Annotated in this window: 21 protein-coding genes and 3 pseudogenes; 14 read left to right on the top strand and 10 right to left on the bottom strand. The window is 39.2% G+C overall.

Annotated elements, in window-relative coordinates:
* Positions 1-6: 6 nt before the first annotated feature.
* A pseudogene (locus ACXVWP_RS10155) lies at positions 7-141 on the bottom strand (patatin); the annotation flags it as partial.
* A gap of 177 nt (positions 142-318) precedes the next feature.
* Between ACXVWP_RS10155 and fbp the strand changes: the two are divergent.
* A complete protein-coding gene (gene fbp / locus ACXVWP_RS10150) occupies positions 319-1,323 on the top strand; it encodes a class 1 fructose-bisphosphatase (RefSeq protein ID WP_049357539.1) in 1,005 nt (334 codons plus the stop codon).
* A 91-nt stretch (positions 1,324-1,414) separates the two neighbouring features.
* Here fbp and lptG read toward each other — a convergent pair whose 3' ends face one another.
* Together lptG and lptF are read right to left on the bottom strand one after the other, a co-directional pair.
* Complete coding sequence (lptG, locus tag ACXVWP_RS10145; RefSeq protein WP_369866806.1) at positions 1,415-2,488, bottom strand: LPS export ABC transporter permease LptG; 1,074 nt, start codon at positions 2,486-2,488, stop codon at positions 1,415-1,417.
* 11 nt (positions 2,489-2,499) lie between these two features.
* Positions 2,500-3,591, bottom strand: a complete 1,092-nt coding sequence (gene lptF, locus ACXVWP_RS10140) for an LPS export ABC transporter permease LptF (protein ID WP_289901994.1) — start codon at positions 3,589-3,591, stop codon at positions 2,500-2,502.
* Positions 3,592-3,696: 105 nt separating this feature from the next.
* On the opposite strand from lptF, the gene ACXVWP_RS10135 reads away from it, so the two are divergent.
* Positions 3,697-5,172, top strand: coding sequence for a leucyl aminopeptidase (locus tag ACXVWP_RS10135; RefSeq protein WP_289901993.1), 1,476 nt, complete (start codon positions 3,697-3,699; stop codon positions 5,170-5,172).
* A gap of 58 nt (positions 5,173-5,230) precedes the next feature.
* Here ACXVWP_RS10135 and ACXVWP_RS10130 read toward each other — a convergent pair whose 3' ends face one another.
* Positions 5,231-6,082: an endonuclease/exonuclease/phosphatase family protein gene (locus ACXVWP_RS10130; RefSeq protein ID WP_297569224.1), complete on the bottom strand. Its 852-nt coding sequence runs from the start codon at positions 6,080-6,082 to the stop codon at positions 5,231-5,233.
* A 214-nt stretch (positions 6,083-6,296) separates the two neighbouring features.
* Here ACXVWP_RS10130 and ytfE point away from each other — a divergent pair, with 214 nt between their 5' ends.
* A complete protein-coding gene (gene ytfE, locus ACXVWP_RS10125; RefSeq protein ID WP_297569221.1) occupies positions 6,297-6,971 on the top strand; it encodes an iron-sulfur cluster repair protein YtfE in 675 nt (224 codons plus the stop codon).
* A 69-nt stretch (positions 6,972-7,040) separates the two neighbouring features.
* On the opposite strand, the gene ACXVWP_RS10120 is transcribed toward ytfE, so the two are convergent.
* Positions 7,041-8,978 carry an LTA synthase family protein gene (locus ACXVWP_RS10120; RefSeq protein WP_369866794.1) on the bottom strand — a complete coding sequence of 646 codons (1,938 nt, stop codon included), beginning with the start codon at positions 8,976-8,978 and terminating at the stop codon, positions 7,041-7,043.
* A 160-nt stretch (positions 8,979-9,138) separates the two neighbouring features.
* Between ACXVWP_RS10120 and ACXVWP_RS10115 the strand changes: the two are divergent.
* The 5 genes and pseudogenes from ACXVWP_RS10115 to ACXVWP_RS10095 form a co-directional block, all read left to right on the top strand.
* Positions 9,139-9,357: pseudogene (locus ACXVWP_RS10115) on the top strand (transposase); the annotation flags it as partial.
* A 131-nt stretch (positions 9,358-9,488) separates the two neighbouring features.
* The gene (locus ACXVWP_RS10110) at positions 9,489-10,466 is read left to right on the top strand and encodes an ABC transporter substrate-binding protein (RefSeq protein ID WP_297569216.1); all 978 of its coding nucleotides are present in this window, start codon (positions 9,489-9,491) and stop codon (positions 10,464-10,466) included.
* A 21-nt stretch (positions 10,467-10,487) separates the two neighbouring features.
* Positions 10,488-11,285 (top strand): ABC transporter permease, encoded by a 798-nt coding sequence (locus tag ACXVWP_RS10105; protein ID WP_297569214.1) that lies wholly within the window; start codon positions 10,488-10,490, stop codon positions 11,283-11,285.
* On the top strand, positions 11,285-11,977 hold the full coding sequence (locus ACXVWP_RS10100) for an ATP-binding cassette domain-containing protein (protein ID WP_297569211.1): 693 nt from the start codon (positions 11,285-11,287) through the stop codon (positions 11,975-11,977). The genes ACXVWP_RS10105 and ACXVWP_RS10100 overlap by 1 nt, the downstream gene beginning before the upstream one ends.
* Positions 11,970-13,067, top strand: coding sequence for an NnrS family protein (locus tag ACXVWP_RS10095; RefSeq protein ID WP_297569209.1), 1,098 nt, complete (start codon positions 11,970-11,972; stop codon positions 13,065-13,067). Before ACXVWP_RS10100 ends, ACXVWP_RS10095 begins: the two co-directional genes overlap by 8 nt.
* A 51-nt stretch (positions 13,068-13,118) precedes the next feature.
* Here the strand turns inward: ACXVWP_RS10095 and ACXVWP_RS10090 are convergent, their stop codons facing one another.
* A complete protein-coding gene (locus tag ACXVWP_RS10090; protein ID WP_111326316.1) occupies positions 13,119-13,502 on the bottom strand; it encodes a MerR family transcriptional regulator in 384 nt (127 codons plus the stop codon).
* 85 nt (positions 13,503-13,587) lie between these two features.
* Here ACXVWP_RS10090 and ACXVWP_RS10085 point away from each other — a divergent pair, with 85 nt between their 5' ends.
* Both ACXVWP_RS10085 and ACXVWP_RS10080 read left to right on the top strand, forming a co-directional pair.
* A complete protein-coding gene (locus ACXVWP_RS10085; RefSeq protein WP_369866796.1) occupies positions 13,588-14,199 on the top strand; it encodes a cation diffusion facilitator family transporter in 612 nt (203 codons plus the stop codon).
* Between the two features lie 77 nt (positions 14,200-14,276).
* A pseudogene (locus ACXVWP_RS10080) lies at positions 14,277-14,492 on the top strand (IS3 family transposase); the annotation flags it as partial.
* Positions 14,493-14,540: 48 nt separating this feature from the next.
* On the opposite strand, the gene ACXVWP_RS10075 reads toward ACXVWP_RS10080, so the two are convergent.
* Positions 14,541-15,815 carry a malic enzyme-like NAD(P)-binding protein gene (locus ACXVWP_RS10075; protein ID WP_297569202.1) on the bottom strand — a complete coding sequence of 425 codons (1,275 nt, stop codon included), beginning with the start codon at positions 15,813-15,815 and terminating at the stop codon, positions 14,541-14,543.
* Positions 15,816-16,015: 200 nt separating this feature from the next.
* On the opposite strand from ACXVWP_RS10075, the gene ACXVWP_RS10070 reads away from it, so the two are divergent.
* The 4 genes from ACXVWP_RS10070 (at position 16,016) to ACXVWP_RS10055 (ending at position 20,333) form a co-directional block, all read left to right on the top strand.
* Entirely contained in the window at positions 16,016-16,645 is a 630-nt protein-coding gene (locus ACXVWP_RS10070; protein WP_289901988.1) for a DUF1919 domain-containing protein, read from the top strand.
* Positions 16,646-16,654: 9 nt separating this feature from the next.
* On the top strand, positions 16,655-17,353 hold the full coding sequence (rsuA, locus tag ACXVWP_RS10065; protein WP_289901987.1) for a 16S rRNA pseudouridine(516) synthase RsuA: 699 nt from the start codon (positions 16,655-16,657) through the stop codon (positions 17,351-17,353).
* A gap of 1 nt (position 17,354) precedes the next feature.
* Positions 17,355-18,554, top strand: a complete 1,200-nt coding sequence (locus ACXVWP_RS10060; protein WP_369866797.1) for a Bcr/CflA family multidrug efflux MFS transporter — start codon at positions 17,355-17,357, stop codon at positions 18,552-18,554.
* A 252-nt stretch (positions 18,555-18,806) separates the two neighbouring features.
* Positions 18,807-20,333 carry a catalase gene (locus ACXVWP_RS10055; protein WP_289901985.1) on the top strand — a complete coding sequence of 509 codons (1,527 nt, stop codon included), beginning with the start codon at positions 18,807-18,809 and terminating at the stop codon, positions 20,331-20,333.
* Positions 20,334-20,412: 79 nt separating this feature from the next.
* Here ACXVWP_RS10055 and ACXVWP_RS10050 read toward each other — a convergent pair whose 3' ends face one another.
* The 3 genes from ACXVWP_RS10050 to ACXVWP_RS10040 form a co-directional block, all read right to left on the bottom strand.
* Positions 20,413-21,852 (bottom strand): alanine/glycine:cation symporter family protein, encoded by a 1,440-nt coding sequence (locus tag ACXVWP_RS10050; RefSeq protein ID WP_289901984.1) that lies wholly within the window; start codon positions 21,850-21,852, stop codon positions 20,413-20,415.
* A 135-nt stretch (positions 21,853-21,987) separates the two neighbouring features.
* Positions 21,988-22,905, bottom strand: coding sequence for an N-acetylglucosamine kinase (nagK, locus tag ACXVWP_RS10045; RefSeq protein WP_285266851.1), 918 nt, complete (start codon positions 22,903-22,905; stop codon positions 21,988-21,990).
* Positions 22,906-23,050: 145 nt separating this feature from the next.
* Positions 23,051-23,776: a phosphatase PAP2 family protein gene (locus ACXVWP_RS10040; protein WP_172622012.1), complete on the bottom strand. Its 726-nt coding sequence runs from the start codon at positions 23,774-23,776 to the stop codon at positions 23,051-23,053.
* Positions 23,777-23,801: the final 25 nt, after the last annotated feature.

The following is a 23,801-nucleotide window of genomic DNA, read 5'->3' as shown; positions in this document are numbered from 1 at the left end:
AAACGATCACAATGCTTTCACTGCCTTATGGTATTCTTTTGATTGTTCCAATAAAATCTTAGCCGCTTCATGCAATTTATCAACATCCGATTCTGGCAAATATAACAATGTACCGATATTAAGCACATCATTTCTCATCTGTCTTTCCGATAATTTTTAAACTCTATCCTTTTCTAATAAATACACATTGTCAAGGCTTCGCCTTGAAAATAAAGTGTGATGCAGATCTCATTATTCATATTTTGATCTCAATCAAAATTATGAAATAGCGTATAATCAGCGCATCTGTTACTTAATAATGATAAAAAAGGAATAAAAATGAAAACATTAAGTGAATTTATTGTTGAACGCCAAGCAGAGTACCCAAATGCAAAAGGGGAACTTAGTGGTATTTTGTCCTCTATTCGTTTACTAGCAAAAATCATTCATCGTGATATCAATAAAGCAGGTTTAACGAATATCCTTGGTCAATCTGGTGTCGAAAACGTGCAAGGTGAAAGCCAAATGAAATTGGACTTATTCGCCCATAACACCATGAATGCAGCACTCATGTCACGTGAAGAAGTAGCAGGTTTTGCTTCAGAGGAAGAAGAAAGCTTTATCGCTTTTGATACTGAACGTGCTCGCAATGCAAAATATATTATTTTGACTGACCCACTTGATGGTTCATCCAATATTGATGTGAACGTTTCGGTTGGGACAATCTTCTCTATTTACCGTCGTGTATCCCCTATTGGCTCACCTGTTACCTTAGAAGACTTTATGCAACCGGGTAATAAACAAGTGGCTGCGGGTTATATCGTATATGGTTCGTCTACCATGTTGGTTTATACCACTGGTCATGGTGTAAATGGTTTCACTTATGATCCATCTATCGGTACATTCTGCCTTTCTCATGAAAATATGCAAATGCCAAAAGAGGGAAAAATCTATTCCATCAATGAAGGACAATATCTCAAATTCCCACAAGGGGTAAAAAAATACATTAAATACTGCCAAGAAGAAGATAAAGCAACTAACCGCCCTTATGCTTCACGCTATATCGGCTCATTAGTGGCAGACTTCCATCGCAACTTATTAAAAGGCGGTATCTACATTTACCCAAGTGCAACCAACTATCCAAATGGTAAGCTTCGTTTGCTTTATGAAGGCAATCCAATGGCATTCTTAGCAGAACAAGCGGGTGGTATTGCATCTGATGGTTACAATCGAATTTTAGATATTCAGCCAACTGAACTTCACCAACGTGTACCACTTTTCATCGGTTCTGCAGAAATGGTGAAAAAAGCAGAAGAAATGATGAGAGAATTTAAAGAAGATTAAATTCCTAAAGTGCGGTCAATTTTAATCGCACTTTCTTAGAGAATAAAAAGGCGAACTTTATCAGTTCGCCTTTTTCATTAATGCTTTTTAATTAATCCCGTTTTCTTGCGAGTAACCACCAAATAATCGCCATAAACAAGAGGCTTGGCATCAGTGCACTTAAAAAAGCTGGCGCATTAAATACCACACTCATTTGTCCAAAAATTTCATTGACGACATAGAACAAGAATCCAAAGCAAATCCCCGTTACGATTCTTGCTCCTGCAGTGACACTGCGTAATGAACCGAAGATAAAAGATAACGCAAGCATCATCATCACACCTACAGAAAGGGGTTGTAAAATCTTACGCCAATAGGTTAATTCAAAACGGCGAGAATCCTGCCCCGTTTGTTTTAAGAAAGCGATATATTCGTATAAACCTGAAATGGATAATGACGTTGGACGTAATGAAACTGCGCCTAATTTATCTGGCGTTAAACTCGTCGCCCAATCTTCGGTTAAGCGGTTTGTTGTGGTAATTTGCTCTTTTGATACCGCTGAATTATTCACTTGACGTAACTGCCATTGATTATTTTCAGCAGAATATTGTGCTTGATTTGCATGCTTCAAATGCGTGAGATTACGCTGTTCATCAAAGGTATAAATATAAATATCTTCTAATTGTGCATCATCGGTAATACGACGAACATACACGAAATTATTACCGTCTTTTGCCCATACTCCATTTTTCACCGAAAGCATTGAACCACCAGAAAGTGCTCGAGTGCGCATATCACGAGCAAATTGTTCAGTTTGTGGAATTCCCCATTCCCCAATAATCATGGTAAAAAGTACCAGTGGAAGTGCCGTTTTCATGACGGCTAATCCAATTTTAAAGCGAGAAAAACCCGCAGATTGCATTACTACTAATTCACTGCGGCTGGCTAAATTACCTAAAGCAATTAAGGCACCTAACAAGGCCGCCATTGGGAAAAAGGTTTCCACATCTTTAGGAATAGTTAATCCTGTATAAGCCACCGCTTGCCAAATATCATAAGAACCTTTCCCTACGCTACGGAATTGCTCTACAAATTTGATAATTGCCGAAAGGCCAACCAATGTAAATAGCGTGGCAAAAATTGCCCCTAAAATGCTTTTACCGATATAACGATCAAGAGTATTCATCAACATTGTTATTACCCTTTTCTGAATACGCGACGGAACTTATGCATAGCGGTGCTATCCCAGCTATTCAGCACAATCCCTAAAATTAAAAAGGCGATATTTACCAACGGCATTAACAAACCGGCATCAAGCTTACCTGCGCCACCCGAAGATTTAAATGAGCTTTGTAATAAGAAGTAAATTAAATAAAGCAATAGTGCCGGTAAGATCTTCGCAAAACGGCCTTGGCGAGGATTCACTTTACTCATTGGTACGGCGATGAGCGCCATTAAAGGCACGGCTAAAATTAAGGTAATGCGCCAATGCAATTCTGCTTTTGCGGCCGCACTTTTATCTTTTAATAATTGCTCAAAAGATAATTCAGCAGCTTCATCACCTTCTGTGTTTGTCTCTTGATGGCCTAAATAGGCTTGATAGTCATCAAAATGTGTAATACGGAAATCAGGAAGCACAGATGTACCTTCTACACGCAAGGTATTTTGTAAATTCAGCACTTGATCGCCATTTTGTAACGCTTTTAACTCACCTTTTTCAGCTGTAACCACTGATGGTTTCGTTTGACCTTTGGCTTTCATTTGGAAAAGATAAACATCACTGATTTGATTACCATTAATTTTATCAATGAATAAAACGAAATTATTGTTACTTGTGGACATGAATTGACCAGAAGCCAATGCCCCCATTGTTGGGTTAGCTTTAGCATCTTCAACAATTGCCACTTGTTTTTGAATCGCCCATGGAGAAAGCCACAATGCGTTATAAGCAGCCAAGCCAGCTGTGAACAAAGAAAGAATTAACGCCACGCGAACAAGAATACGTTGGCCTACACCACATGCACGCATAACGGTGATTTCACTTTCTGCATAGAGACGACCGAAAGTCAGTAAAATGGCGATAAACAAACATAATGGCAACATTAATTGCGCCATTGTCGGCATCCCTAAACCGAGTAAAGAGAACACCAGATCGGCAGGTACTTTACCATTTGCCGCTGAACCAAGTACGCGCACAAGTTGTTGGCTGAAGAAAATTAAAAGCAAAATAAACAAAATTGCAATCTGGCTTTTAAAAACTTCCTTTGTTAAATATCGGGTTAATATCATTCTTTTTTTCTAACTAAAAAACACGGGAAACTGGCTAATTTAGATGGCGTATGATACCTTATTTTGACTGATTTAAATAGCAAATTAGCAACATAAGGAAATAACATGAAATATCAAGCGAACTCAACCGCACTTTCTCAATCAACCGATTGCCTTATTATCGGCATTTATGAGAACAATGAATTAACAAAAAGTTTCAATGAAATCGATCAAATCACACAAGGCTACCTCAGCCAGTTAGCTCAAAGCCAAGATCTTTCAGGCAAAATTGGGCAAGCGACTCTGCTTCATTCGTTACCGAATCTTGCGACTAAACGCGTGTTAGTAGCAGGTTGTGGTAAAAAAGGTGAAACGACTGAACGCCAATTTAAACAAATCATCCAACGAGTTACCCAAACATTAAAAGAATTAAATATTCAACAAGCGGTGAATAATTTAACGGATGTGGAAATTAAAGATCGCGATCTATTTTGGAATGTACGTTTTACTGTTGAAACCATCGAACATAGTCTCTATCAATTCGATGAATTTAAAAGTAAAAAAGCGGATGCTATCTCACTTCAAGAAATCATTTTTAATACCGATGATTCACAAGCTCAGCAAGCCATCGCAGAAGCACAGGCCATTGCAAATGGTGTAAAAGCTGCGCGTAATATCGCGAATATGCCATCTAATATTTGTACACCGGCTTATTTAGCTGAACAAGCTAAAAATTTAGCCAAAACATCAACCGCACTTTCCTTAGATGTGATTGATGAAGAAGAAATGGCGAAACTTGGGATGAATGCATATTTAGCGGTATCAGGTGGTTCTCAACACCCTGCTTACCTATCTATTTTGCATTTCAACAACGCCCCAGATAAAAATGCGAAACCTATCGTATTAGTGGGTAAAGGCTTAACCTTTGATGCAGGCGGTATTTCGTTAAAACCAGCCGCAGAAATGGATGAGATGAAATACGATATGTGTGGTGCTGCTTCGGTATTCGGCACAATGAAAGCCATTGCAGAATTAAATCTACCACTCAATGTTATCGGTGTATTAGCGGGTTGTGAAAACTTACCTGACGGCAATGCCTATCGCCCGGGTGATATTCTCACCACGATGAATGGTTTAACCGTAGAAGTGTTAAATACTGATGCTGAAGGCCGTTTAGTACTTTGTGATACATTAACTTATGTAGAGCGTTTTGAACCGCAATATGTGATTGATATTGCGACCCTAACAGGCGCTTGCGTGGTAGCTTTAGGTCAACATAACAGCGGCTTAGTTTCAACTAACGATGCCTTAGCCGAACAGTTATTACTAGCCGCACAGCAAACTACTGACAAAGCTTGGCGTTTACCATTAAGTGAAGAATATCAAGAGCAATTAAAATCCCCATTTGCTGATTTAGCTAATATTGGCGGTCGTTGGGGCGGTGCAATTACTGCAGGCGCATTCCTCTCCAACTTTACGAAAAAGTACACTTGGGCACATTTAGATATCGCCGGGACAGCTTGGCTTCAAGGTGCAAATAAAGGCGCCACAGGCCGTCCGGTTTCTTTATTAACGCAATTTTTAATTAATCAAACCAAGTAATAACACATAGGGCTAACATAACGTTAGCCCTAAAATTTTCTCAAAATCTGACCGCACTTTATTCCAATTCAAATTCAACTAGTAACGGATTATGATCTGACGAAGTAACCACTTCTGATGTTGCACTCACCACTTTTACGCCTCGCGTAAAAATATAATCAAGTGGATAACCTAAAAATCTAACCCGCTCATCTTGAGAGAGCGTCACTACATCTAATCCATATTTTTGCATCAAATTATTAGCTAAATTCAGACGACGCTCATTCCATGCATTAAAATCGCCAGAGATAATGATGGGGCCTTGATGATTTTCTACAAAAGAAAAGAGCTGCTCTAACTGAGTTTGATAAGCGGAAATCCCCCATTCAAAATTAATCAAATGCACATTAATAAGTAGCAAGCTAGCGTCTTTTTCTAATGAAAAACTCATCACACTTGCCACTTTAGGTATTTGTATTAATGGTTCTGCTACGCCACCACCGCAATACCATTCTGGTTGCGTTTTGGTGAATGTTTTTACACCTGATAAGAGATCTTTAAAAGAAAAAGAGGACACAAAAAGTGCGGTCGAAAATGTGTTTAAATTTTGATGCTGCGTTGCCTCTTGCAATAACACAAAATCAGCTTGTTTAGACAATCTCGCTAAATCTTCTTGCCAACCCTTATCTTGCCCTTTATGCACATTCCAATTGACTAAACGAAAATGTGAAGACGTTAATTTAGGCATTAACCCATTAACCTTGTCACATTGCATATTTAACTTGTTTTCAAAAGAAATATAACTCACTTTTTGTGACGTATTTAATTGGATAAATGTACGTTCAAAAATTGTTAAATTCGCAAAAAAATAGCCGCCACCTAAAACAACTAACACTAAGCCAATAGTCAAAAATCGATAGATTCGCTTCATTATTATCCCCTCTCTATGCTCGAATAATAACACCTCATCAAAGCAATGCAACTTTCACTTTAATACAGCATCAATACCTACCTACAACACGGTAACTTTAACTTTTAGCTTTGATTTAAATCATACTTTGCTAAAAAAACCGTTGCATTTTCCTTTTATTATCTTAGTATTTTACTCAACTTCTAACTCTACCTCATCAATAAGGAGATTCATTATGTCTTTTGGAGATAAAAAATTAAGTGAAATCGCAATCAGTGTACCCGGTTCAACTTCACTACTTCGTGAATATGATTTAGATTTCTGCTGTGGTGGTTCCGATACACTTGCAAACGCTGCCGCAGAAAAAGGGTTAAATTTAGCAGAAATTGAAACCCGTTTAACCGAGCTTCAAAACAGTAAAGCAGAAAACCCTGAAGAATATTGGGTTAATGCAACTTATCCTGAAATTATCGATCATATTTTAGTTCGCTACCATCAACGCCATCGTGAACAACTTCAAGAATTAATCGTGTTAGCGGATCGCGTAGAAAGCGTTCATGGTGATCGCGATGATTGCCCTATCGGCGTAGCGGCAGAATTACGCAATGTCTATGATGATTTAAGCAACCATATGATGAAAGAAGAGCACGTGCTTTTCCCTATGATTAAAGCAGGCAATTATATGATGGCACAAATGCCGATTCGTATGATGGAAATGGAACACGCAGAACACGGCGAACATTTAGATGTATTGAAATCATTAACAAACAATATGACACCTCCTGCTGATGCTTGTAACACATGGCACGCACTTTATAGCGGCATTCAAGAATTTGCAGACGATTTAATGATGCATATTCATCGTGAAAATAATGTTTTATTCCCTCGCGTTATTGCTGAAAATCACTAAGAACAAATCATATAAAGAAAAAGAGCGAAATTATTCGCCCTTTAAAATTAGTCTAAAACTGACCGCACTTTACTTCTCTTCACTGCCTTTATATAAACGGTTTTTATACAAATAGCTACCAAGTAAAGCATGTGCCAGGGCTTCTTTTTTCATTTCTTCCGGCACGTCTTTTTCGGTTAATGTGTCTTTTTCCTTATCGTAAACATAGCCTTTTGCTTTGCTATTTGGTGTTTGGATAACGACATCATGATTGCCTTTCATTAAAGCTTGGGTCTGATCAAACTGCATAAAGGCACGATCTGGATTAGCGTCTTGCGTTAAATCAAAACCAATCATGGGATAATTACCGCTTACGCCCGCAATAGAAAGTAAGGTTGTCGGCATATCAATTTGACTCACTAAACGACTGTCTCGGCGTGGTGCAACATGATCACCTAAAATTAACGCAGGAATATGGAAATGCTTAATTGGCACTAAGCTTGCCCCTGCTGCACGGGAGTCGTGGTCTGCAATCACCAAGAACACGGTATCTTTCCAATAATTAGATTGTTTCGCTAACTTGAAGAAATGACCAATCGCATAATCCGCGTATTTCGCACTGTTATTACGGGTTGCTTTTGGTTGTTCGTAAAGCTCAATTTTACCATCCGGAAATTCAAAAGGATCGTGATTGCTCGAACTAAACACTAAGCTAAAGAATGGTTTTCCTTCATTCTGTAATTGGGTAAAAGTTTCGTTCGCTTTATCAAATAAATCCTCATCACTCACGCCCCAAGTCGCAGTAAATTTCGGATTTTGATAATCCTTTTGATCGATAATATTTTGGAAACCATTACCATAGAAGAAGCTTGCCATGTTATCAAAGTGTTTTTCACCACCATAAATAAAGGAAGTGTTATAACCTTGTTTGGCAAGTAAATCTGCAATAGTAAAGAAACCACTTTGACTGTTATTCAATTTCACCACTGCACGTGCTGGAGTGGGTGTAAAACCTGCAGTTGTAGCTTCAATACCGCGTACAGAACGCGTCCCCGTAGCATAAAGATTTTCAAATAACCAGCCTTCTTTGGCTAACTTATCAAATTCAGGTGAAAGTGGTTTTCCGCCTAATGTACCGATAAATTGCGCCCCAAAACTTTCTTCCAAAATAATGACGATATTTTTCGGTTTACCTTGGTAAGTCGCTTGGTTTTTCGTTAAGGTTGGAATCTTCTCTGAAATATAATCACTTTCAGGGCGCCCACGGCTTGCTTTGACAATACGCAACATTTCATCTGTATCCATTTTGCCATAGGCTTCCGAAGATGCTCCTTCATCTTTAAATTGTTGTGCTGCATAAAGGACAGAATAGCCAGAATTCAGCACAAGCGAATTGACTAAACCATCGGAAGAGAAAGCCACCATTGCAGGGTTCACACCACGGTGTTGGAAACTCGAACGCGCACCTAAAAAAGCAACGGCAATCACAAGCAATGCTAGAACAGGACGTAATTTCCAGTTCATTGAACGTAAGTTTTTCACCGCATAACCAGAGAGCTTCCAATAACAGAAGAAAGCCGTAACGGTAAAAATAAGGCTAAAAATGACCGCAGTTAAATGACCTTCCATCAACATTGAAAAGACTTCTTTCGGATAAATTAAATATTCAATAAAGAGTCGGTTTGGACGGAAATCATAGGTTTCGATAAATGCAGGCGTAGCCAGTTCCATAAATAGAATGAACACACTACCGAGAGTAAGCCAAATGCGTAAAATCATTTTCCAAATTCGGCTATTATGAAATAGCACCGTAAATAATGCTGGCACACCAAATAAGTAGCACAAGGCCACGATATCCATGCGCAAGCCTTGTAAGAATAATTGCCCCCATCCCGCTACAGCAGAAACGCGGTCTGCCTGCCAAATTGCAAGTCCAAGACGAGACAAGGTGAAAATAATCAGATTAATGATGACGAAGAGAAAAATTGGATATAAAGAAGAACGTGTTTGTTTCATTTTGACACTCATAAGTCCTAAGGGAATCGCTACCCTTTGATTAATTTAAAGCACGCTAATGTGCCATTCCTTTCATAGACAGATAAAAAAACACAAAGTGCGGTTAAAAACATCATCATTTTTGATCGCACTTTGATCTGCACCCCAAAACCTGGACACCTAATTTGAGGTGCAAAGTATGAGTCGCCGAGGAAATTGCTACGATAATGCGGTGATTGAAAGTTTTTTTGCGATACTAAAATCAGCGTGTTTTTACTCTCGGACTTATCATTCAATTGCTGAATTACAGGCTGAAATTGAAGAATATTTAGTGTATTACAACCAAAAACGCATTAAACTTGCTTTTAAAGGATTGAGTCCAGTGCAATACCGAGCTCAATATTTAAGTTAACTAACCTGTCCAACTTTTGGGGGGCAGATCACTTTTGTCTTTCTTTACTTTAGTCACAGCTAGTAAGATAATAAATGAAAACCATTATCAAAATACAAGCGTTAGACTTGTTTCATTATAAGGAGATAACCATGACAATGAATAGACGTGATTTTTTAAGAATGAGCGCAGCACTTACGGCAGCAGGCATGTCGCCTTCTCTCTTTGCGACAACAAAAGAGCAATTTACCATTTATGGCGCACCCGCGATGCCAAGTGTGACCATTGCGGTGGCGGCAGCACAAGGTAAATTAGCCAAACAAGCGGATGTAGCATTAGAAATTTGGCGTTCGCCTGATCAGTTGCGTGCAGGAGTGGCAAGTGGGCAATTTAAAGTCATGATGAGCCCTAGCAATGTGGGCGTAAATTTACGTAATCAAGGGCAACAAGTCGGCATGGTGAATATTCTCACCAATGGGATTACGCAGTTGATGTGTAAAGGCGGTGCTATTACTTCACCGCAAGAATTAGTGGGTAAAAAAATCCTTGTGCCATTTAAAAACGATATGCCAGACATCGTGTTGCAAGCTTTACTAAAAAAATTGAATATTGATATGAATAAAGTAGATATTACCTATGCAGCCACACCAACTGAAGCAATTGGTTTGTTCTTGCTCAAAGATTTCCATGTGGCTATCTTGCCAGAACCAATGGCAAGTGCCGTTGTGCAGAAAGCTAAAATTGTTGGTACGGAAATTGTACGTGGTTTTGATTTAGTGAAAGAATGGGGACAAGCGTTTAACACTAAACCGCTTATTCCAATGGCGGGCATTATTGCCAATGAAGAATTCTTTCATGCACACAAGGCGGAGTTTGATCTATTTCACCAAGATTTAAGTGATGCGTTAAACTGGATTATGGCCAACCGCAAAAGTGCGGCTGAAATTGGCGCTAATTATCTTCCTGCTCCAGAAGCCGCTATTGAAATGGGCTTAGACGGTGCGCGCTTAACGGTGACCAAAGCCAGTGAACTGAAAAATGAAATCATGCAATTCTATGAAACTTTGATGGAGTTCAATCCAAAACTCTTAGGCGGTAAATTACCAGATGACAAATTCTTCTTAGCTTAATTTGAAACTGAATCACATAACATGATTAAAACTGACAAAATCCGTAAACCACAACCTGTCCTGTTTTACATCATCGACTACCTTTGGAGCGGCTTTACCGGCTTGAGTGTGGCGATGATGATTGTTGCCTTGTGGGCTTGGGGCTGTGCGATATTTGGTGAATTTATGCTGCCTGCTCCTGCGGATGTTTTTCAAAAAGCCCTTGAGCTGCTCGATCATTTCCAACAAAACGAAATCGGTATTTCATTATGGCGTTCTGTGGTGGGTATTACCATTGCATTAGTCGCAGGCTTAGCCGCAGGGCTGATTGCGGGCAGCTTTAAAACCGCTATGGCATTGCTTAAACCCGTCATTACGATTTTGTTAGCCATGCCGCCAATTATTTGGGTTGTAATGGCCTTATTTTGGTTTGGCTTTGGTAATCCAAGTGTGCTATTTACCATTATCGTATTAGTTGCCCCGCTAACCTTTGCCAGTGCAGCCATGGGCATGGCAAGTGTAAATAAACAACATGAAGAATTGTTTGATGCGTACAAACTCGGATTGCGGAAAAAAATCCGCTATTTATATATTCCCCATCTCACGGGCTATGTAATTTCCAGTATTGGCGTCGCAGTTGCGATGGGCGTGAAAGTCGTAATTATGGCAGAGCTTTTGGGTGCCAATGAGGGTGTGGGGGCACAGATTGCCGATGCCAGAGCCATGTTAGATACGTCAACAGTCATGGCTTATGTGCTGTTGGTGATTGTATTTGTTTCCCTCTTTGAATATTTGATTACCAAGCCATTGGAAATTCTGTTTATGCCGTGGAGAAGATAATGCTGAGTTTAAAGAATGTGCGTTTTGAAATTCTCCGCGATCCCATCGTGCGCGATTTCAGTATGGATTTACAACCAGGCGAAGTAAAAACCTTATTCGGCCCAAGCGGTTGTGGTAAAACTACCGTGCTGCGTTTAATATCAGGTTTGGAAACGCCAAAATCGGGCGAAATCAATAATACATTTCGTAAAACGGGCTTTCTGTTTCAAGAAAACCGTCTATTAGAAAATCTCACTGCTATGCAGAATATCGCCATTTTTATGGATAATTCTAATGAAAATGAAATCATTGCACTGGCAGAAAAGATCGGGCTTTCTTCGGGTGATTTGAATAAATACCCGACCGAATTATCGGGCGGTATGGCAAAACGCGTGGCATTTTTGCGTCTATTGCTATGTGGCTGTGATTTAGCCTTATTGGACGAACCTTTTGTCGGTTTGGATCGCGATTTACGGGATATTTTAGCCGCTATGTTAGTGGAAAAAATTGAGCAACAAGGCATGGCTTGCATTTTAGTGACGCACGATCGTTTTGAAGCAGCTCGATTAAGCCGAGAGATTATGCAGCTTTCTCCAAAAGGGATGGATGTGCAAAATGTGATTACCTTGCCAACGCCATTATCCGAACGCAATTCAGCCTTTGAAGAAACCGTAGTCGCACGCGAATTTCAAGGAATCCATTACTATGAATAATTTCTTTACCCATCCGATGCGACCCTTTTTTGTTGGTGCAGCCATTCTTGCGATTGTTGGTGCATTGAGCTTTTTCATCAGCCCCGATGATCTCATCCTACACCGCAAAATTTTCTTAGAATTTATGCTACCAGCCGCATACGGCGGCTTTCTGACGGCTTCCATGCTCGAATGGACAAATTACAAAGGTAATTTAAAACCTATTGCGACAATATTAGCAGTGCTCTTGCTTGCAGGATTGATGTTATTGCCATTTTCCCCGCAAACCGCCTCGTTTTTAGTGGCTGCTTATTGGCTCGCGTTGTTACTCTTTTGTGCTTGGCTGTTTTGGTTGGATCGCAATACCGACAATTTTACTTTACTGATGTTACTTGCAGCATTTATGGTTTGTCAGACAGCTTACGCCATGACTGATAGTCTGAAATTATTGCGGGCACAGGTGCATTTGAACATGGCGGCGGTAATGTTTGTATCGATTCGGGTAAGCATTCTATTAGGCGCAGAGGCTCTGAAAGAAAGTACATTGAAAGATCCCGTATTTATCCCGAATGTCGTGTATAAAAATATCGCAATTACATTTTTATTACTTCATACCGCAGCAGAGCTTTGGTTGCCTGCACAAACAGCCGCTTTTACAGCCTTTGCCGTTGGCTTTATTTTGCTTGCCAAGTTACGCGAATTACATCATCACGAACTGCTACGTAAACATTACATACGCACTTATTATTTCCTTCAATTGTTCGCCGCGATTGGCTATTTGTGGATTGGCATAAATAAATTAATTGATGAGCCTACTGCCGATCCATTACACATGGTGACACTTGGCGGCATTCTCGGCAGTATGATGATGATTTGGCTCACCGCGGGATTATGGCATAGTGGCTTTACGAAACTGGATTACCCAAAACTCTGTCGCCTTGCCGTGCTTTGTCTTTTCACGGCGGCACTTTCCCGAGCTTGTTTAATGTTTGTGGACGAGCTGTTTTTTATCACGATTCCGGCTATTTTAATTGCCATCGTGTTTGTGCTGTATCTCGCAACCTTTGTGCCGATATTCCGAAACAATGCCTTTACGGATGATCCGGAGTAATGACCAATCCGCACATCAATGTGCGGATTTTTGATATTTTTTAGACCGCACTTAATAGGCTTTTAATTGGGCCATTGCTTTACAATCTGCAGCTTGATGATCATCTTCGGTAATTAAACTTTGTAGGAAATGTTTAATTTCAGTCAGTTCGGCAATTTTTTCTTCGACTGAAACCAAATGTTTTGCCAACATACTATCCACTTCACAATGTTGAGATTGCTGCGTTTTCATCTCATTAAAAAATTTAATTTCGGCCAAGCTAAAATCTAACGCTCGGCATGTTTTAATAAACTTTAATTGTTTCAAACTGGCTTCATCATAATCTCGATAACCATTTGCAAGACGTTTAGGTTCCGGCATCAAGCCCATTTTTTCATAATACCGAATGGTTTCTAAATGAATACCGCTTTGTTTGCTGAGTTCGTTAATTTTCATTTTTCTAAAACCAAGTCTTGACCTTGTAGTTGCTACGGACTTTATACTTTATCCCAAGTTAATCAAATAGACAATAAGGAGCCGTATGTCCGAACATCATTCCCATGAACATCATGATCATTCATCTCATGAGCATATTCCACAGGATAAAAAAATCTTAGCGCTCAGTTTTGCCATCATTACTGGCTTTATGATTGTCGAATTTATTGGTGGCTATTGGTTTAACAGCTTGGCACTCATGGCTGATGCGGGTCACATGGCAAATGATAGCTTATCGTTATTTTTAGCCTTGTTAGCGTTGTTTCTATCCGCTCAAAAACAACGATACATTGCCCTACTTAATAGCGGCTCATTGATCGTCGTCGCATTGATGATTTTGTTTGAAGCAATTCAACGTTGGCAAAATCCCATCGAGATGATGGCATTACCGATGCTTGGTGTGGCATCGCTAGGATTACTCGTCAATCTTTTCGTTGCTTGGATAATGTTGAAAAGTAATCATGACAATCTCAATATCAAAGCGGCTTATCTACATGTATTAACAGATTTATTTGGCTCCGTTATCGCGATTCTTTCAGGATTAGGCGCTTATTTTCTCGGATGGCAATGGGTTGATCCCTTAGCCAGTATGATATTGAGTGTTCTTGTGCTAAAAAGCGGAATTGAGGCATTTCGCTTGGCATTAAAAAACACCTAAAAAACTGACTGCACTTTGGTTTGATATTTCCAAAGTGATCTGCACCCCAAAACCTGGACACCTAATTTGAGGTGCAAAGTATGAGTCGCCGAGAAAATTGCTACGATAATGCGGTGATTGAAAGCTTTTTTACAATATTAAAATCAGCGTGTTTTTACTCTCGGACTTATCATTCAATTGTTAAATTACAGGCTGAAATTGAAGAATATTTAGTGTATTACAACCAAAACCGAATTAAACTTGGTTTAAAAGGATTGAGCCCGGTGCAATACCGAGCTCAATATTTAAGTTAACTAACCTGTCCAACTTTTGGGGGCAGATCACTTTTTGAAAGAGAAAGACTAAGCTGCAACCAACGCTTTTAATTGTTTTTCATAAGCTACCCAGTCTGTAATTGGACGTGTTGCCACGCCTGTTTCCATTGCTTTTTTCGCTACCGCAGAAGACACGGTAAATAATAAACGAGGATCAAATGGTGTTGGGATCACATAATCAGGACCAAATGATAATGCGCCGTAACTAGCAATAATTTCTAATGGAACTTGTTCTTTTGCCAAACCCGCAATTGCATGAGAAGCGGCTAATTTCATTTCCTCATTAATCGCTGTCGCACCTACGTCTAAAGCACCACGGAATAAGAATGGGAAACAAAGTACGTTATTTACTTGGTTTGGGAAGTCTGAACGACCGGTACAAACAATCGCATCTGGACGAACAGCTTTGGCTTCATCTGGTGTAATTTCAGGAACTGGGTTAGCCAGTGCTAAGATCAACGGATTTTCAGCCATAGTTTTAACCATTTCAGGTTTTAACGCACCCGCTTTAGAGCATCCTAAGAATACATCTGCACCGTTTACTGCATCGGCTAATGTACGCCAGCCGTTATCCTCAATTGCGTAGAATTGTTTGGTTTCATCCATGTTATCGCCACGACCTTTGAAAATCACGCCTTTAGAGTCACACATGGTGATGTTTTCTTTTTTGAAGCCTAATGCTCGAAGCAAGTTAGTACACGCAATAGCTGAAGCACCTGCGCCATTTACCACTAAGCGAACATCAGAGATATTTTTACCAATAATTTCTAAACCATTTAATGCAGCCGCACCCACGATAATGGCTGTACCGTGTTGGTCATCATGAAAAACTGGAATACCCATGCGTTCACGCAACACTTTTTCAATATAGAAACACTCCGGTGCTTTGATATCTTCAAGGTTAATGCCACCAAATGTTGGTTCTAATGAAGCGATAATATCAATTAATTTATCTGGATTATGTTCATTGATTTCAATATCAAATACATTGATACCTGCAAATTTTTTGAACAATACACCTTTCCCTTCCATAACAGGTTTTGATGCAAGTGCGCCAATATTTCCTAAGCCTAACACGGCTGTACCATTTGAAATAACGGCCACTAAATTAGCACGTGCTGTATAACGGCTTGCCGCTGAGGGATCTTTTTCAATCTCTAAGCAAGGCTCAGCAACACCTGGAGAATACGCAAGGGCTAAATCATGTTGAGTAGCTAATGATTTGGTTGGGGTGACTGCAATTTTTCCTGGGATAGGGAATTCATGAAAATCTAATGCGGCTTGGCGCAATTGTTCGCTCATATAAAAATACTCCATTTTCATTTATAACAAATAAAATTTACACCATTATACTCCCTTTTAAATAGAATTTTGTGACATACCGCAAAAATTTTACAAATTTATTACAAAAATATGAGTGAAATCGACCACACCTTTGTCTTTTCTTCACATTCATAAGCAAAAACGTTACTATATCGCAAAAAATATACAGGATATAAATAATGAGTTTGTTTTCTAAATTTAGAAGCGCCATCAATAAATTACAACGGAAAGCGATTAATCAAACCTATCAAAAACGTTTAACCAATCAAGGCATGTCGGTGATTTCTGCAAACTGTGTCGGTGCGTTTATTTTACACGATCTAAATCAACCTTTTAATTCTCCATTTGTTAATCTTTATTTAGAACCTTTTGATTTTATTCGTTATTTGCAAGATATCCGTTTTTATCAATCACTGCCGCTCCAATTTATACAAACAGAAAAAAACTATCCTATTGGAATCTTAGGTGACCTCAAAATCCACTTTATGCACTATCGTTCAGAGCAAGAAGCCAAAGAAAAATGGGAGGCTCGCTCACAACGTTTAAACTTTGATAATTTATTTATTATAATGACGGATAAGTACAGAGGAAAAGGTGTGGATTACGAGCACTTACAAGCCTTTGATAACTTACCTTATCCGAACAAAGTGGTCTTTACCCATAAGCCTTATCCCGAGTTTAAATCCGCTTTCTATATTAAAGGCTTTGAAAATGAAAACGAAGTGGGTGATTTATTTACCTTTTCCGGTTGGAATGGCGAAAAATATTACGACCAATTTGATTACGTCAGCTGGTTCAATCAAAAATAAGAGTTTACGATGCGATTAGATAAATTTATTGCCGAGAATACTGGTTTAACCCGTTCACAAGCTACCAAGGCCATTCGCCAAAGTGCGGTCAAAATTAACGGTGAAATTGTGAAAAATGGGGCGACCAAAGTAAGCCAAGAAGATGAAATTTATTTTGAAGATGAATTATTGACTTGGGTGGAAGAAGGTCAATATTTTATGTTGCATAAGCCTCAGGGCTACGTTTGCTCTCATGATGACGGTGACTATCCAACTATTTATCAATTCTTTGAACCGCCTCTTTCAGGCAAATTACACAGCGCTGGACGATTAGATGTGGATACCACTGGCCTCGTGCTATTAACGGATGATGGGCAATGGTCACATCGTATTACCTCACCAAAGCATCAATGTGAGAAAACCTATTTAGTCACTTTAGCTGACCCAGTTGAGAACCATTATGCTTCAGCTTGTGAAGAAGGCATTTTGTTACGTGGTGAAAAAGAACCAACTAAGCCAGCAAAACTTGAAGTGTTAGATGATTACAACGTGAACCTGACTATCTCTGAAGGGCGCTATCACCAAGTGAAACGAATGTTTGCCGCGCTGGGTAATAAAGTCGTGGCACTCCATCGTTGGAGAATCGGTAACGTTGAATTAGATGAAAGCTTAGAAGAAGGCGAATTTCGTCCACTTACTCAGGACGAAATCGACAATTTAGTGAAATAATATGAGCCAAAATATTAAACCTACCTTTATTTTTATCGCCACGCTCGGCATTCTCTCGATGCTACCGCCTTTGGGCGTGGATATGTATATTCCGTCCTTTTTAAATATTGCTGAAGACTTAAATATCAACGCTGAGCAAGTACAGCACACGCTGACATTCTTCGCTTATGGTATGGCGGCAGGGCAATTATTCTGGGGGCCTTTTGGTGATAGCTTTGGTCGTAAACCGATTATTTTGTTAGGGGTCATTATTGGTGCTATCACATCCATTATTTTAACGAGTATTCATTCTATTGGCAGTTTCACTGTTCTGCGTTTCGTTCAAGGTTTCTTTGGAGCGGCGCCTGTTGTACTTTCAGGCGCTTTATTACGAGATTTATTTAGCAAAGATCAGCTCTCTAGAATCATGTCCACTATCACGCTTGTCTTTATGATCGCACCACTTGTTGCGCCTATAATTGGCGGATATATCGTGAAATATTTCCACTGGCATATGATTTTTTATGTGATTGGCATCATGGGATTTCTTGCAGCATTGCTTGTCTTTTTCATTATTCCCGAGACCCATAAACAAGAAAATCGTATTCCCTTGCGTCTTAATATTATTGCCCGTAACTTCATGATGCTTTCTAAACAAAAAGAAGTGTTAGGTTATATGGCCGCAGCCTCTTTTGGATTTGGTGGTTTATTTGCCTTCGTCACTGCGGGATCGATTGTCTATATCGGTATTTATGGTATTCCTGTCGATCAATTCGGCTATTTCTTTATGATCAATATTGCCATTATGACCGTTGCATCTTATCTAAATGGTAAATTTGTATTGAAGCTAGGTGCAGAAACCATGTTACGAATTGGTATTGCCATACAATTCATTTCAGGAATTTGGTTATTTTTAACCGCACTTTTTGATTTTGGTTTTTGGTCAATGGCAATTGGTGTAGCCTTTTTTGTAGGACAAAACCCATTAATTTCCTCCAATGCGACTGCCTCTATTCTAGAAAAATTCCCAACGATGGCAGGTACTGCAAACTCATTAATGGGAAGTGTCCGTTTTGGTGTCGGCGCAGTAATGGGTTCCCTAGTAGCGAGCTTTAAAATGGAAACAGCAGCACCAATGCTCTATACAATGGCAGCTTGCGTAGTTATTTCAGCCCTCTCTTACTATCTCCTGACTTATCGGCATTGCAATTCAACTAAATAATAAAAATTTTATTCATATCTAATAAGCAATTATTAGATATGAATGGACGTAATTGTTTCAATTAGACTAGTATTTTTGTGTCATTTAAAGCGAATACAACAGCATTTCATGAAATTTGATACAAAATTCAATCCTCCTTCAAATCAATAGATTATTTTGATTAATTTAATAGATTTTAATCACTGAAACCTTTTTGTATTATACTTAAGAAATTTATTTCATCCCCCTATCTATTCATACAAGGAGTTAACTATGAGTTCAAAATGCCCTTTTTCGCATTTATCGTCTACTAACCTAACTATGGGAAATGGCGCCCCTGTTGCTGACAATCAAAACAGTTTAACTGCAGGTCCGCGTGGTCCATTACTTTCACAAGATTTATGGCTTAACGAAAAATTAGCTGATTTCGTACGCGAAGTTATTCCAGAGCGTCGTATGCACGCGAAAGGTTCTGGTGCATTTGGTACCTTTACTGTCACACACGATATTACTCAATATACTCGTGCAAAAATTTTCAGTGAGGTGGGTAAAAAAACGGAAATGTTCGCACGTTTTACTACCGTGGCAGGTGAACGTGGTGCTGCAGATGCGGAACGTGATATTCGTGGTTTCGCATTAAAATTCTATACCGAAGAAGGTAACTGGGACTTAGTGGGTAACAACACCCCGGTATTCTTCTTACGTGATCCACGTAAATTCCCAGACTTAAACAAAGCGGTAAAACGCGACCCACGCACTAATATGCGTTCAGCAACTAATAACTGGGATTTCTGGACATTATTACCAGAAGCATTACACCAAGTAACTGTTGTAATGAGTGATCGTGGTATTCCTGCAAGCTATCGTCATATGCACGGTTTCGGTTCTCACACTTATAGTTTCTGGAACGAAGCAGGCGAACGTTTTTGGGTAAAATTCCACTTCCGTACTCAACAAGGCATTAAAAATTTAACAGATGCTGAAGCAGCAGAAATTATTGCAAATGACCGTGAAAGCCATCAACGTGATTTATATGAAGCGATTGAACGTGGTGATTTCCCTAAATGGACATTATTTGTACAAATTATGCCAGAAGCAGATGCGGAAAAAGTGCCTTATCATCCGTTCGACTTAACTAAAGTATGGCCGAAAAAAGACTACCCATTAATTGAAGTTGGTGAGTTTGAATTAAACCGTAACCCAGAAAACTTCTTCGCGGATGTAGAACAATCTGCGTTTGCACCAAGTAACTTGGTACCAGGTATCGGTGCAAGTCCTGACAGAATGTTACAAGCTCGTTTATTTAACTATGCAGATGCACAACGTTACCGTTTAGGTGTGAACTACCGTCAAATTCCAGTAAACCGTCCGCGTTGCCCAGTGCATAGCAACCAACGTGATGGTCAAGGTCGTGTAGATGGTAACTACGGTAGCTTGCCACACTACGAGCCAAACAGCTTCAACCAATGGCAACAACAACCAGATTTTGCTGAACCACCACTTCGTATCAATGGAGATGCAGCACATTGGGATTATCGCAACGATGATAACGACTACTTCAGCCAACCACGTGCATTATTTAACTTAATGAGTACAGAGCAAAAACAAGCGTTATTCAACAACACTGCAGCTGCAATGGGCGATGCACCTGACTTCATTAAATACCGTCATATCCGTAACTGTCACTGGTGTGATCCTGCATATGGTGAAGGCGTTGCAAAAGCATTGGGCTTAACCGTTGAAGAGGCATTAAAAGCACGTGAAACTGACCCAGCATTAGGTCAAGGTGGATTGTTATAAGTGCGGTCAATTTTATAAGCAGATTTTAAATCTAAAAATAAAGGCGGGAATTCCCCGCCTTTCATATTTTATTGAACACTTATTTCCAAATTCGATGCTCTAATACTCGCTTTTTAATTTCAGGATAAAAGTCAATTTTAAATTCAGGTTCTTTCCCCTCTTTTAATTGACGTTGATAGTCTTTCATTAACTTCCACACAATCGGGGAAAGTAAAACAATCGCGACTAGGTTAATAATTGCCATCACAGCCATCACAGTATCTGCAAAATTCCACACGACATTGCCTGATTTTACTGAACCGAAATAAACAAAGAACAACACCGATAAACGGAACAACCACACAAACCATGGTTTATTTTTAATAAAACGAATATTACTTTCCGCATAAGCATAGTTACCAATAATAGAAGAATAAGCAAAAAGTAATAAAATAAAAGCCAGAAAATGTACACCAAATTCGCCGACATGATAACGTAATGCATTTTGAGTTAAAGAAATGCTTTTTAACGTTTCGCTACCATAATTATCAGAAAGCAGGATAATCACCGCCGTACAAGTACAGACGATCATGGTATCCACAAATACACCAAGCATTTGCACTAAACCTTGGCTAACGGGGTGTTTTACGTGAGCTGCAGCGGCCGCATTTGGTGCTGAGCCCATCCCTGCTTCATTAGAGAATAATCCTCGTTTAATTCCCATCATCATCGCTTTAGAGACTAAAGCACCAAACATCCCGCCTGCAGCTGATTGGAAAGTAAAAGCGCTCGTGTAAATATTGGCTATCACAGTAGGAATCATATCAATATGCATTCCTAAGATAATAAAGGCCATAATTAAATAAAATAACGCCATCGTTGGTACAACACGGCTGGAAATGGTCGCAATACGTTTAACTCCACCAAAAATAATGGACGCAGTTAGAATAACTAAAATAAGACCAACATATTCACCTTGCCAATGCCAAGCGTTATTGGTTGCTTCAACAATAGAGTTTGCTTGCACTGAATTGAATGCAAACCCAAAAGTAAAAATAAGTGATATCGCAAAAGCGACCGACATACAACGCGATTTTAGACCTTGAGCGATATAATAAGCGGGACCTCCGCGAAAAGAACCATCTTTATCTTGAATTTTAAATACTTGTGCTAAAGTAGATTCTGCAAAAGCGCTCGACATCCCAATAAATGCGGTTACCCACATCCAGAACACGGCTCCTTCTCCACCTAGAGCAATAGCGGTCGCTACCCCACTTATATTGCCCACACCAACACGACTTGCAAGACCTGTTGCAAAGGCTTGAAATGGCGTTAAAGAATTTCCCTCAGTAGCACGCCCAAACCACATTTCTCGCACACTTGCAGGTAAAAGACGTAGTTGCACTAAACCAGTCGTAATCGTAAAAAATAAGCCCACACCTAATAAAATGATAATAGTGATGTTCCACAATGGCTCATCTAAATGTTGAACAATCCATGTTAAACCTTGTTCAATCCAGTTACCAAATTCTGTCAGCATAAAAACCTCATAAAAAAATCAATCTCCTGATTGTAGAGTGATAAAAGAAAAAATCCAGTTTTCTTAGAAAAAAACTGGATTGTTATCCCATAAAACGAAGTTTATTCAAATTTTTACTATATTTTTAGCTTAAATCTATTCACGTTTTAAAAATAACGCAGCCGCACCTCTAACACCACCTGAATCACCATGTTTTGCTTTTTTAATTGGTGGCACTTTAGCACTACGCATTAAGTGTGGAGGCAAAGCTTTTGGTAATGCTTCATAGAGATAATCAAAATTCGATAAACCACCACCCAGCACAATCATATGTGGATCAAACGCAGTGATAATGTTACCGATAGAAATAGCCGCTAACTCCACAAAAATGCGAACAAAATCAACCGCACTTTCTTCTTTTGCATAAAAACGATCGATAATGTCTTTGGCTGATAATTCTTCCCCTTTTAAATCACGGTACAACATTTCAAAACCGCGACCTGAAATATAAGTATCTAAACAGGCATGATTACCACAACCACATTGATAAATAGGTGCTTTATCCCAACCCAATAATTTTAAGGCATGATAATTTAATTGAAGATGACCTAACTCTCCTGCCATCCCCACTTGTCCTGAGTGAATTTTGCCATTAATCACAAAGCCACCACCAAAACCAGTGCCTAAAATCAGCCCTAATACGGAAGGATATTGGGTATTCTCTTCGTCCCAAGCTTCAGAAAGCGCAAAGCAATTTGCATCATTTTCAGCTCGCACTTCACGCCCGAGTATTTTCTCAAGATCAGTTAAAATAGGCTTATTATCTGCAACACGAATATTCGTCACTTCAGCAAGCCCTGTTGTCAAATTAACAAAACCTGGCAACCCAAGGCCTACCGTGCCTTTTTCACCAAAGTGAGCATCTGCACGTTCGACTAAAGTTTTGATCGCTTGCAACCAATCTTGATAATCCGTTTGTGGCGTTGGCACACGCTCGGTATAAAGCTTTTCTAATTTTTCATTAAAGGCAGCCAATTCAATCTTGGTGCCACCAATATCAATACCGTAATACATATTGTCTCCTTAAAAGAGCGGTCAAAATTATTGAAATTTATAGGTTGTATTTTCCTTGAAATCAAAATGAAAATCCATGACAAAAATCATATTTTCTACAAGCAATAAAAAAGACTGGCTTTATCACTAAAACCGGTCTTTGATGCTATTTATTGTTAAACAAGCCTTTCTTCTGTAAGAAACCAAAAATAATCAAATGAACAATCCATGCCGAAATTATCGCCACAAATAAATCGATTGGATAATGCATTCCAAGGCGGACTCGGCTAATCAACATTAATACGCCCCAAATTGTCATGGCTCCAATTAGTAATTCCGCTTTAAAAGAACGTTTCCCTAATAATTGGCTAAACCCGACGGCTAACATTAACCAAGTGGCTGCAAAAATAGAATGTCCAGATGGGAAAGAATAACCCGTTTCATCTTCATAATGCGCTTTTAACCAGGCTGGTGTATCCGCTTGTGTAGAATAAAATTTATCCACTAATTTTGCACGCTCTGAACGATCTCGATGATAAAAAGCATCTGTCGTACTTTCTGTTTTTTCCGCTAAATAGACGGTAAAAGGACGTGGCTCGGCAAAAACTGTTTTTAACCCTGTTTTAATTACTTGTGTGGATAATACCGACAGACCCATTACAATCACACCCATAATCCACTGTTTACGGTTTTCAAAAAGAAAACGGAAAAGTAAAGCAAACACACCACAGGTAATTAAAGCATAAGGTACGCTACCCGTTTCGGTTAAAAGATAAAGCCAATAATCCCATTCCATTAATTGGTTGTTTCCATGCCAATGATAAGCAAAACCCCAAACAAAAAATGGTACAAGACAAAGAAATAACGTATATAATGACAGCCTTTTAAACATTGTTGCCTCTTGATAATAAAAATTA

Source organism: Haemophilus sp. SZY H56, from assembly GCF_054332415.1.
Note: the sequence above shows the minus strand (reverse complement) of the source record. Positions and strands in the feature narration are given on the sequence as shown.

Excerpts from the sequence above, each read along its gene's own strand:
- ytfE (WP_297569221.1), top strand. The coding sequence starts at position 6,297 with ATGTCTTTTGGAGATAAAAAATTAAGTGAAATCGCAATCAGTGTACCC.
- ACXVWP_RS10130 (WP_297569224.1), bottom strand. The coding sequence starts at position 6,082 with ATGAAGCGAATCTATCGATTTTTGACTATTGGCTTAGTGTTAGTTGTT.
- ACXVWP_RS10055 (WP_289901985.1), top strand. The coding sequence starts at position 18,807 with ATGAGTTCAAAATGCCCTTTTTCGCATTTATCGTCTACTAACCTAACT.
- ACXVWP_RS10120 (WP_369866794.1), bottom strand. The coding sequence starts at position 8,978 with ATGAGTGTCAAAATGAAACAAACACGTTCTTCTTTATATCCAATTTTT.
- ACXVWP_RS10040 (WP_172622012.1), bottom strand. The coding sequence starts at position 23,776 with ATGTTTAAAAGGCTGTCATTATATACGTTATTTCTTTGTCTTGTACCA.
- ACXVWP_RS10095 (WP_297569209.1), top strand. The coding sequence starts at position 11,970 with ATGAATAATTTCTTTACCCATCCGATGCGACCCTTTTTTGTTGGTGCA.
- rsuA (WP_289901987.1), top strand. The coding sequence starts at position 16,655 with ATGCGATTAGATAAATTTATTGCCGAGAATACTGGTTTAACCCGTTCA.
- ACXVWP_RS10110 (WP_297569216.1), top strand. The coding sequence starts at position 9,489 with ATGACAATGAATAGACGTGATTTTTTAAGAATGAGCGCAGCACTTACG.
- ACXVWP_RS10085 (WP_369866796.1), top strand. The coding sequence starts at position 13,588 with ATGTCCGAACATCATTCCCATGAACATCATGATCATTCATCTCATGAG.
- ACXVWP_RS10075 (WP_297569202.1), bottom strand. The coding sequence starts at position 15,815 with ATGAGCGAACAATTGCGCCAAGCCGCATTAGATTTTCATGAATTCCCT.
- fbp (WP_049357539.1), top strand. The coding sequence starts at position 319 with ATGAAAACATTAAGTGAATTTATTGTTGAACGCCAAGCAGAGTACCCA.
- ACXVWP_RS10090 (WP_111326316.1), bottom strand. The coding sequence starts at position 13,502 with ATGAAAATTAACGAACTCAGCAAACAAAGCGGTATTCATTTAGAAACC.
- ACXVWP_RS10070 (WP_289901988.1), top strand. The coding sequence starts at position 16,016 with ATGAGTTTGTTTTCTAAATTTAGAAGCGCCATCAATAAATTACAACGG.
- ACXVWP_RS10105 (WP_297569214.1), top strand. The coding sequence starts at position 10,488 with ATGATTAAAACTGACAAAATCCGTAAACCACAACCTGTCCTGTTTTAC.
- ACXVWP_RS10050 (WP_289901984.1), bottom strand. The coding sequence starts at position 21,852 with ATGCTGACAGAATTTGGTAACTGGATTGAACAAGGTTTAACATGGATT.
- ACXVWP_RS10060 (WP_369866797.1), top strand. The coding sequence starts at position 17,355 with ATGAGCCAAAATATTAAACCTACCTTTATTTTTATCGCCACGCTCGGC.
- lptF (WP_289901994.1), bottom strand. The coding sequence starts at position 3,591 with ATGATATTAACCCGATATTTAACAAAGGAAGTTTTTAAAAGCCAGATT.
- ACXVWP_RS10100 (WP_297569211.1), top strand. The coding sequence starts at position 11,285 with ATGCTGAGTTTAAAGAATGTGCGTTTTGAAATTCTCCGCGATCCCATC.
- nagK (WP_285266851.1), bottom strand. The coding sequence starts at position 22,905 with ATGTATTACGGTATTGATATTGGTGGCACCAAGATTGAATTGGCTGCC.
- lptG (WP_369866806.1), bottom strand. The coding sequence starts at position 2,488 with ATGAATACTCTTGATCGTTATATCGGTAAAAGCATTTTAGGGGCAATT.
- ACXVWP_RS10135 (WP_289901993.1), top strand. The coding sequence starts at position 3,697 with ATGAAATATCAAGCGAACTCAACCGCACTTTCTCAATCAACCGATTGC.